10 protein-coding genes and 1 riboswitch are annotated in these 8,454 nt (G+C 72.1%); of the genes, 4 read left to right on the plus strand and 6 right to left on the minus strand.

Going from position 1 to position 8,454, the window contains the following annotated elements; genetic code table 11:
- Positions 1–42 precede the first annotated feature (42 nt).
- Both ABZ914_RS40970 and ABZ914_RS40975 read right to left on the minus strand, forming a co-directional pair.
- Positions 43–771 carry a CbtA family protein gene (locus ABZ914_RS40970; protein ID WP_500200024.1) on the minus strand — a complete coding sequence of 243 codons (729 nt, stop codon included), beginning with the start codon at positions 769–771 and terminating at the stop codon, positions 43–45.
- A 9-nt stretch (positions 772–780) separates the two neighbouring features.
- Positions 781–1,014, minus strand: a complete 234-nt coding sequence (locus ABZ914_RS40975) for a CbtB domain-containing protein (RefSeq protein ID WP_387027219.1) — start codon at positions 1,012–1,014, stop codon at positions 781–783.
- A gap of 33 nt (positions 1,015–1,047) precedes the next feature.
- Positions 1,048–1,236: riboswitch (cobalamin riboswitch) on the minus strand.
- Positions 1,237–1,383: 147 nt separating this feature from the next.
- On the opposite strand from ABZ914_RS40975, the gene ABZ914_RS40980 reads away from it, so the two are divergent.
- Together ABZ914_RS40980 and ABZ914_RS40985 are read left to right on the plus strand one after the other, a co-directional pair.
- On the plus strand, positions 1,384–2,439 hold the full coding sequence (locus ABZ914_RS40980) for a 3-isopropylmalate dehydrogenase (RefSeq protein WP_433238992.1): 1,056 nt from the start codon (positions 1,384–1,386) through the stop codon (positions 2,437–2,439).
- Between the two features lie 176 nt (positions 2,440–2,615).
- Positions 2,616–3,719 carry a branched-chain amino acid aminotransferase gene (locus ABZ914_RS40985; protein ID WP_500200026.1) on the plus strand — a complete coding sequence of 368 codons (1,104 nt, stop codon included), beginning with the start codon at positions 2,616–2,618 and terminating at the stop codon, positions 3,717–3,719.
- Positions 3,720–3,789: 70 nt separating this feature from the next.
- On the opposite strand, the gene ABZ914_RS40990 is transcribed toward ABZ914_RS40985, so the two are convergent.
- Both ABZ914_RS40990 and ABZ914_RS40995 read right to left on the minus strand, forming a co-directional pair.
- A complete protein-coding gene (locus tag ABZ914_RS40990; RefSeq protein ID WP_500200027.1) occupies positions 3,790–4,353 on the minus strand; it encodes a hypothetical protein in 564 nt (187 codons plus the stop codon).
- Positions 4,354–4,430: 77 nt separating this feature from the next.
- Positions 4,431–4,670, minus strand: a complete 240-nt coding sequence (locus ABZ914_RS40995) for a cold-shock protein (protein ID WP_500200028.1) — start codon at positions 4,668–4,670, stop codon at positions 4,431–4,433.
- Between the two features lie 374 nt (positions 4,671–5,044).
- Between ABZ914_RS40995 and cimA the strand changes: the two genes are divergently transcribed.
- Together cimA and ABZ914_RS41005 are read left to right on the plus strand one after the other, a co-directional pair.
- Positions 5,045–6,622, plus strand: coding sequence for a citramalate synthase (gene cimA, locus ABZ914_RS41000; protein WP_190865068.1), 1,578 nt, complete (start codon positions 5,045–5,047; stop codon positions 6,620–6,622).
- Between the two features lie 28 nt (positions 6,623–6,650).
- Complete coding sequence (locus tag ABZ914_RS41005; protein ID WP_500200030.1) at positions 6,651–6,932, plus strand: GNAT family N-acetyltransferase; 282 nt, start codon at positions 6,651–6,653, stop codon at positions 6,930–6,932.
- Positions 6,933–6,987: 55 nt separating this feature from the next.
- On the opposite strand, the gene ABZ914_RS41010 is transcribed toward ABZ914_RS41005, so the two are convergent.
- Complete coding sequence (locus tag ABZ914_RS41010) at positions 6,988–7,341, minus strand: antibiotic biosynthesis monooxygenase family protein (protein WP_500200031.1); 354 nt, start codon at positions 7,339–7,341, stop codon at positions 6,988–6,990.
- Positions 7,342–7,378: 37 nt separating this feature from the next.
- The coding region (locus tag ABZ914_RS41015; protein ID WP_500200034.1) for a cyclic nucleotide-binding domain-containing protein at positions 7,379–8,454 on the minus strand (1,076 nt) is incomplete at its 5' end.

Raw genomic sequence — 8,454 nt, forward strand, 5'->3', positions numbered from 1 at the left:
GGCCGCCGCCCCGGGTGCGCCCGTGACGGCGGCCGGCGGCGGTCAGGCCGGGACGGCGGCCCGGCGACGGGCCACCGAACGCTCGGTCAGGTAACCGAACAGCAGCCCGATCGTGCTCCACAGGACGAGCTGGACGCCCAGGGACGCGAGCCGGAAGTCCCACAGGACCGTGGCCGGGAAGTGCTCCGGAACCGCCTCGGGCTTCGGCGTGAGCCGGTACACGACCGCCAGCAGGACGGCGTAGCCGACCGCCGTCGCCGTGATCGCGTTCCAGGCGCCGAGCCGGGGGACGAGGCGGCGGCACACGATCACCGCCGCGGTCGTCGCCAGGATCCCCAGCGCCATCATGCAGAAGTACAGCGCCGTCCGGCCGCCGATCGTGGCCGGGTTGCCGACCGCCGGGGGCGTCGCCGGGTACTTCAGGAACGGCACCAGCTCGATCGCCACGAACCCGGCGAGGGCGACCAGGGCGGCGGTGGCGCGCGCGCCGAGCCGTCCCAGCCGTCCGGACGCGAAGGCGAACGCGATCGAGAACAGCCCGCCGAGCGCCGTCCCGTACACCGCCATGGCGGTGATCAGACCGGCGGTCTTCTGCACGGTGCGGCCGACGACCTCCGGCTCGTGCCCGGCGTGCTCGGCGTGCGCCCTGGCCTCCTCGAACGCGATGGCGTGCCCGACCTGCGGCTCCCCGTACAGCCAGGCGACGACCAGGGCGAGGGCGGCCGCGGCCAGGCCCGCGAGCATCCCGCGGACCAGCAGTGCTCTCATCATCGGCGCGGCCTAGTGGCAGGGGAAGCCGAGCAGGTGCCGGCCGTCGTGGGTGAACTCGTGCACCCAGGTGCCGCCGAAGACCGACGTGGCGCCCTGCTCGGCGCCGACGAAGTAGATCAGGATCGCGGCCAGCACGACGGCGAGCACCGCCCACGGCACGATGTCGCGGATCGGCAGGCGCAGCGGCGCCGCGGACGGCTCGGCCTGCGGGGACGTGGCGGACGGTACGGCGGACTCGGCCATGTCGGGATCTCCTCACGGGGTGCACTCGCCCCGGTTGCGGGAGGACGACGGGTCAGTGTCCTGACTCCCAGATCGCCGTCTCCCTCCGACCTTCCCGCCGGTGCGGCCGGCCGTGGTCGTGCTGGGGGAGACTCCCTGGTCACAGTGGCGGGACCGTCCTGGATTCGCACCAGGTTCCTGCGCACCGTCGCCTCGATGTGAACTTGTCGAGGAGAGCGTCTCCTCTCCCCACCGGCGCGTCAAGCCCGCGAAGGGTGACAAAGGTGACGTTCGGGGACCCGCGGGCGCGGGGACCGTCCCGCCGAGACACCGATACCGGGATATGAGACGCAAGCCCAAGCAGTGAGACGTTTGCAGTACAGTACGCCCATGGCTTCCCGCAGCATTCGTCTGGCCGTCATCCCCGGTGACGGGATCGGCCCCGAGGTGGTCGCCGAGGGACTGAAGGTCCTCGAGGCCGTCGCCCCGTCCAGCGGCCTCGCGTTCGAGCAGACCTCCTACGACCTGGGCGCCGCCCGCTGGCACCGGACCGGGGAGACGCTGCCCGACTCGGTGCTGGAGGAGCTGCGCGGCCAGGACGTCATCCTGCTCGGCGCCGTCGGCGACCCGAGCGTCCCGAGCGGGACGCTGGAGCGCGGGCTGCTGCTGCGGACCCGGTTCGAGCTCGACCACTACGTCAACCTCCGCCCGGTGAAGCTGTTCCCGGGCGTGAAGACCCCCCTCGCCGACGTCACGCCCGACGACATCGACATGGTCGTCGTCCGCGAGGGCACCGAGGGCCCCTACACGGGCGTCGGCGGCGTCCTGCGCAAGGGCACCGAGCACGAGGTCGCCACGCAGGAGAGCGTGAACACCGCCTTCGGCGTCGAGCGGGTCGTCCGCTACGCGTTCGAGGTCGCGGCGTCGCGCCCGCGCAAGAAGCTGACGCTCGTCCACAAGGACAACGTCCTGACCTTCGCCGGTGATCTCTACCAGCGTGTCATGAAGCGGGTCGGCGCGGAGTACCCGCAGGTCACGACCGACTACTGCCATGTCGACGCGGCCACCATGTTCTTCGTCGGCCAGCCGCAGCGGTTCGACGTCGTCGTCACCGACAACCTGTTCGGCGACATCATCACCGACATCGGCGCCGCGATCGCCGGCGGCATCGGGCTCGCCGCGTCCGGGAACGTCAACCCCGACCGGACGGCGCCGTCGATGTTCGAGCCGGTGCACGGCAGCGCGCCCGACATCGCGGGGCAGGGCAAGGCCGACCCGACCGCCACGATCCTGTCGGTCGCGATGCTGCTCGACCACATCGGCGCGGGCGAGGCCGCCCGCCGCGTCGAGCAGGCCGTCTCCGACGACCTGGCCGAGCGCGGCGCGCTCGGGACGCGGTCGACCGCCCAGATCGGCGACGCGATCGCCAAGCGAGTATCGGGCTGAGGGCGCGCCTCTCTGGCCACGAGCAGGGACACTCCGGGCGCGCCTCGCGGCGCGCCCGGTTTTCCGTATGCGCCGCGTGCGAGGAGTGGGGTCGAGGAACAAAGTACGACAATAGGGACTAAGGACGCCGCAGCGGCAATGGGGCCGCGCCGGCGATCGGGAGAGGACGAACGGCGATGAGCGACACCCTGGACTTCGAGATCACGCTGACCGAGCGGCCCGCGACGGCCGCCGAGCGCGAGCGCGTCCTGGCCGATCCGGGCTTCGGCCGGTACTTCACCGACCACATGATCACCATCCGGTACTCGGCGGACCGGGGGTGGCACGACGCGAAGCTCGAACCGTACGGGCCGATCCCGATGGACCCGGCCAGCCAGGTGTTCCACTACGCCCAGGAGCTGTTCGAGGGCCTCAAGGCCTATAAGCAGCCGGACGGCTCGATCGTCACCTTCCGGCCGTACATGAACGCGGCCCGGATGAACCGCTCCGCCAAGCGGATGGCCATGCCGCAGATCCCCGAGCAGCTGTTCGTCGACGCCGTCGAGCTGCTGGTCGCCACCGACAAGGCGTGGGTGCCCGACACCGAGGGGCACAGCCTCTACCTGCGGCCGTTCATGTTCGCCACGACCTGCGCCCTCGGCGTGAACAGCCCGGCGCACGAGTTCCTCTTCATGATCATCGCCTCCCCGTCCGGGCTGTACTACCCGCGCGGGATCAAGCCCGTCTCGGTGTGGCTGTCGCAGGACTACACCCGCGCGGCGCCCGGCGGCACCGGCGAGGCCAAGTTCGGCGGCAACTACGCCGCGTCGTTCGCCGGCCAGGCCGAGGCCGTCGCGCAGGGCTGCGACCAGGTCGTCTGGCTCGACGCGGTGGAGCACCGCTGGGTCGAGGAGGTCGGCTCGATGAACCTGATGTTCGTCTACGGCTCCGGTTCCGACGCCCGGCTGCTCACCCCGGCGCTCACCGGCACGCTCCTCGCGGGCGTCACCCGCGACTCGATGCTCAAGCTCGCCCCGGACCTCGGCATACCCGCCGAGGAGGGCAAGATCAGCATCGACGAGTGGCAGGCCGGCTGCGCGTCCGGCGAGATCACCGAGGTGTTCGGCTGCGGCACCGCCGCGATCATCAGCCCGGTCGGCCGGGTCAGGGGCCGCGACCGCGAGTGGACGATCGGCGACGGCGAGCCCGGCGAGATCTCCATGAAGCTGCGGCAGGAGCTGGTCGGCATCCAGTACGGCACCCGCCCCGACCCCTACGGCTGGGTCCACAAGATCGCCTGATCCGTGGTGGCGCCCGATGGCGCGCCCGTCCCCGGGTGCGCGCCATCGGGCGCGGTCATGGCCAGCCGCGTCAGCGGCCGTAGCGGACCGAGGTGGTGAGCGCCGAGCCCGCGGTCTTCGGGCTCACCCCCCGCGCGTCCGGGTTGATCGCGTAGTGGAAGGCGAACCCGACGAAGGCCCGTCCGGGCCTGCCGCCGACCTGCACCGGGAAGGTGCAGGTGCCCGAGAGGACGTAGACCTTGCGGACGCGGTGCGGCCGGACCGTGGAGTGCCAGACGTAGCCGACCGGGACGACGTGCCGGTCGTGGTAGCGGCCGTTCAGCCCGGTCGCCGAACAGACCGCGTTGCCCCGCGCGATCGCCTTCAGCCTGCCGTTGGTGATCTGGAACGACCACGCCATCGGGTACTGCCGCGAGTACCGCCCGGTGAGCTTCACCTGCGCGTGGAACGCGCCGATCCGGTCCCGGTGCGCGAAGCTCTGATGCCGTTTGGTGAACACGAAGTATTGGGCCGCCGCGTCCGGGGCGCGGTGCCTCGGACGGTTCTGCGCGGACGCGGCCGAGGCGGCGCCGAGCGCCATTGCCAGAGCCGTTCCGGAGATCACGGCCGTCCGGCCGAATGTGTGCATGCGCATGACAGGCATTCCCTTCGGAAATGGTCGCCGCCCGCCGGGTCCGGCGGGCGGCCGTGCCGGGTCCGCCGCGGGGGGCCTCAGCTCCGGTTCGCCCGCCGCACGTCCAGCGCGCGGTAGGCGTAGCCGTCCTGCTCGGCTTCCTCCCAGGTGAACAGCACGCTCTCACCGGGATCCAGGGAGGCGAAGCCGCCGGGTGCGGTGCGGACGGCGGAGAAGTGCGCCCAGACCTCGCCCGGGACGTCCGGTGAGACGAGCACGCCCCAGCCGTTCTCGTCGTCCCAGGACGCGACCGTTCCGCGAACCGGATCCCCGCTCATCGCAAATCCCTCCTCCGGCGGACAGCGCGATCCTCGGTCATTTACCGGGCCATGCGCAAGCGTGTTTACGCGATGAAAACCTTACTTAACCATGGGAGATCATTTCCCGCACTTCTATAAAGCGTTATCGGCTGAAATGGCGGAGGAGTTCGCGATGTGCGCCGCTTGCGTCGTCGTCTCAGCATCCGAGACGGGTGTCCCATGCACGGCGGGCGGTGTGGCAGACTGGGCCGCATCATGCGCCTCAGCCTCGTCATTATCGGCTGGCGCGCCGGCAACTAACGGGACACCGCCGGCGCGCAGACCTCTCACGTCCGTGAGGGGTCTTTTTTGTGCCCTGGCGCTGATCACCCATTCCTGGGGGGACCCACACCATGCACGGCGACGACTTCCACGTCTACGACACCACGCTCCGCGACGGCTCGCAGCAGGAGGGGCTGAACCTCTCCGTCGGCGACAAGCTCGTCGTCGCACGCCACCTCGACGACCTGGGCGTCGGCTTCATCGAGGGCGGCTGGCCCGGGGCCAATCCCAAGGACACCGAGTTCTTCAGGCGGGCTCGAACAGAGCTCGACCTGAGGCACGCGCGGCTCACCGCGTTCGGCGCGACCCGCCGGGCCGGGGTGAAGGCGGCCGACGACCCCCAGGTCGCCGCCCTGCGCGAATCCGGCGCGTCCGTCGTGACCCTGGTCGCCAAGAGTCACGACAGGCACGTCGAGCTGGCCCTCCGCACGACCCTGGAGGAGAACCTCGCGATGATCCGCGACACGGTCTCCCACCTCCGTGCGGAGGGCCAACGAGTCTTCCTGGACGCCGAGCACTTCTTCGACGGCTACAAGGCCAACCGCGCCTACGCGCTGGAGGCCGTGCGCACCGCCGCCGAGGCGGGCGCGGACGTCGTCGCGCTCTGCGACACCAACGGCGGCATGCTGCCCGACGAGCTGGCCGACGTCGTCCACGAGGTCGTCGGCCTCGGTGTCCGCGTCGGCATCCACTGCCACGACGACTCCGGCTGCGCGGTCGCGAACTCGCTCGCCGCCGTGAAGGCCGGCGCGACCCACGTCCAGGGCTGCGCGAACGGCTACGGCGAGCGCAGCGGCAACGCCAACCTGTTCACCGTCATCGGGAACCTCCAGCTCAAGCGGGGCATGGACCTGGTATCGGACGCCCAGCTGGCCGAGATGACCCGGATCGCGCACGCGGTCTCCGAGGTCACCAACGTCGCGCCCAGCTCCCAGCAGCCCTACGTGGGCCTGTCGGCGTTCGCGCACAAGGCCGGGCTGCACGCCTCCGCCGTCAAGGTCGACCCGGACCTCTACCAGCACATCGACCCGGCGGCCGTCGGCAACGACATGCGGATGCTGGTCTCCAGCATGGCGGGCCGGGCGTCCGTGGAGCTGAAGGGCCGCGAGCTCGGCTACGACCTGTCCGGCGACAAGGCCAAGGCCGTCGTGGACAAGGTCAAGGAGCTGGAGTCCACCGGCTACACCTTCGAGGCCGCGGACGCCTCGTTCGAGCTGCTCCTGCGCGAGGAGCTGACCGGCGTCAGGCAGCGGCACTTCGAGGTCGAGTCGTGGCGGTCCATCGTGGAGCGCCGCCCGGACGGCTCCATGGTCAGCGAGGCGACCGTCAAGCTGCACGCCAAGGGCGAGCGGATCATCGCGACCGGCGAGGGCAACGGGCCCGTCAACGCCCTGGACAACGCGCTGCGCATCGCGCTCGGCCGGCTCTACCCGGAGCTGGCGCGGCTGGAGCTCGTCGACTACAAGGTCCGCATCCTGGAGGGCGCGCACGGCACCGACGCCCGCACCCGGGTGCTGATCGAGTCCGCCGACGGCGAGCGCGAGTGGGGCACGGTCGGCGTCGAGGACAACGTCATCGCCGCGTCCTGGCAGGCCCTGGAGGAGGCCGTCACCTACTGCCTGCTGCACGCGGGGTACGAGGCGGGCTAACCCGCGCGGCGTGGGGCATGATCGGGGGATGAGCACCGAGATCACCGACAATGCCGGAGAAGGCCGCTACGAGATCCGGGTGGACGGCGGCCTCGCCGGGTTCGCCGAGTACGAGCGGCGCGACGGCGCGGTCGTGTTCACCCATACCGAGGTCGATCCCGCCTTCGAGGGCAAGGGCATCGGCAGCGCCCTCGCCCGCGGCGCGCTGGACGACGTCCGCGCCAAGGGCGACCCGGTCGTGCCGCTCTGCCCGTTCATCAAGAAGTGGATCGAGAAGCACCCCGACTACCAGGACCTGGTGAAGGGGTGACCGCGGCGGCGGGCGCGGGCTCCCACGGGGCTCGCGCCCGCCGCGTCGCGGCCGGTCAGCCCTGCTTGGGGCCGGCGCTCTCGACGACCTCGAAGCCCCACAGCTCCGAGCCGGACGCGGCGGGCCCGCCGTGCCCGTGCCCATGGCCGTGGCCGGCCGGGCGGTCGGCGGCGGCCTGCGCGTGCCCGTGCTGGAACGCCTGGCTCTGCGTCCAGCGCTGGAAGTCCTCCTCGCTGCGCCACCGGGTGTAGACGAGGTACCGGTCCTGGCCCTCCACCGGCCGCAGCAGCTCGAAGCCCTCGAAGCCCTCCGCGGACTCCACCAGCCCCGCCCGCCCGGCGAAGCGCTTCTCGATCTCCTCGCGCATCTCCGGGTTCACGGTGAGGACGTTGATCTTCACGACGGACACGCTCGACCCCCTTCACGTCTTGTCGTGCCCACCGTACTCACATCGCCTGCGGCCAGGACGCGCCCCCCTCCAGCGTCAGCCAGGCGGCCAGCGACGCCTCCTTCACCCGCACCCGCACCCGCGCGTAACGGGCCGGGTCCACGAAGCCGGGCGCGGGCGCGAGCACGGTGTCGTAGACGAACTCCGACGCGACGAACGCCAGGTCGGCGCCGGTGTCGGCGACCCGCCGCTTCACCGCCGGCGCGTCCACCAGCCGCCGGGTCGTGATGATCGAGATGCCGGACACCCCGCGCGGGCCCTTCTGGACGGGCCCGACGTGCGCCGCCGCGCGGAGCTGGAGCCGCGCGGGCTCGGCGGCGCGCCGGTTGTACCGGCGCAGCTCCACGGCGAGCCGCGCCAGCATCGGGTCGAGGACCTGCTCGGTCGGCGTGCCCGGCGGGACGACGATGAGCGCGCCGTCGCCGCGGTCCTCGGTGTAGAGGTCGCCGAAGTCGATGCCGGACGCCGCGAACGCCTCCTCCAGCGACGCGTACATGGCGTCCAGGACGTGCCGCCGGTCGGCGTCGGTGCGGCGCGGCGAGCTGAACCCCTGGATGTCGGTGATCAGGATCGTGCAGTTGCCGCTCGGCCCGGCCGGCAGCGCGGGCCGCCGGTCCGGCTCGTCGCGCCGGCGCTCGGTCTGCCGCCGGTACACCTGGTCCTCCAGGACCGCCCGGACGCGCGGGTTGCCGTCCAGGAAGCCGGCGAACGCGCGGGCGTCCACCCGCAGCGCCCGCACGTCGCCCTCGGCGGTGACGGTGGCGGACCTGTCCCGGACCATCAGCGCTGCGCGCTCGCCGACCAGCTCCCCGGCGCCGCGGAACGCGAGGGTCCGCCGCTCGCCGCCCTCCCGGACCCACACGCGCGCCCAGCCGGCGAGGATGACGATCACCTCCTGCGCGAGGCCGCCCTCCCGGCAGAGCACGTCGCCCGCGCTGTAGACGTGGTCTTGTCCCCGTTCCAGCAGCTCGCGCCGCTCCGCGGCGGTGAGCGCGCCCCAGAACGCCGCGGCCGGCGCAGCCGGAAGCAGCTCGGGCGCGGCGTCCGGGGGAGCGGGGCCGGTGTCGGCGGGCA

Origin of the sequence: Spirillospora sp. NPDC046719, from assembly GCF_040645715.1 — a bacterium.
Classification (GTDB): Bacteria; Actinomycetota; Actinomycetes; order Streptosporangiales; family Streptosporangiaceae; genus Spirillospora.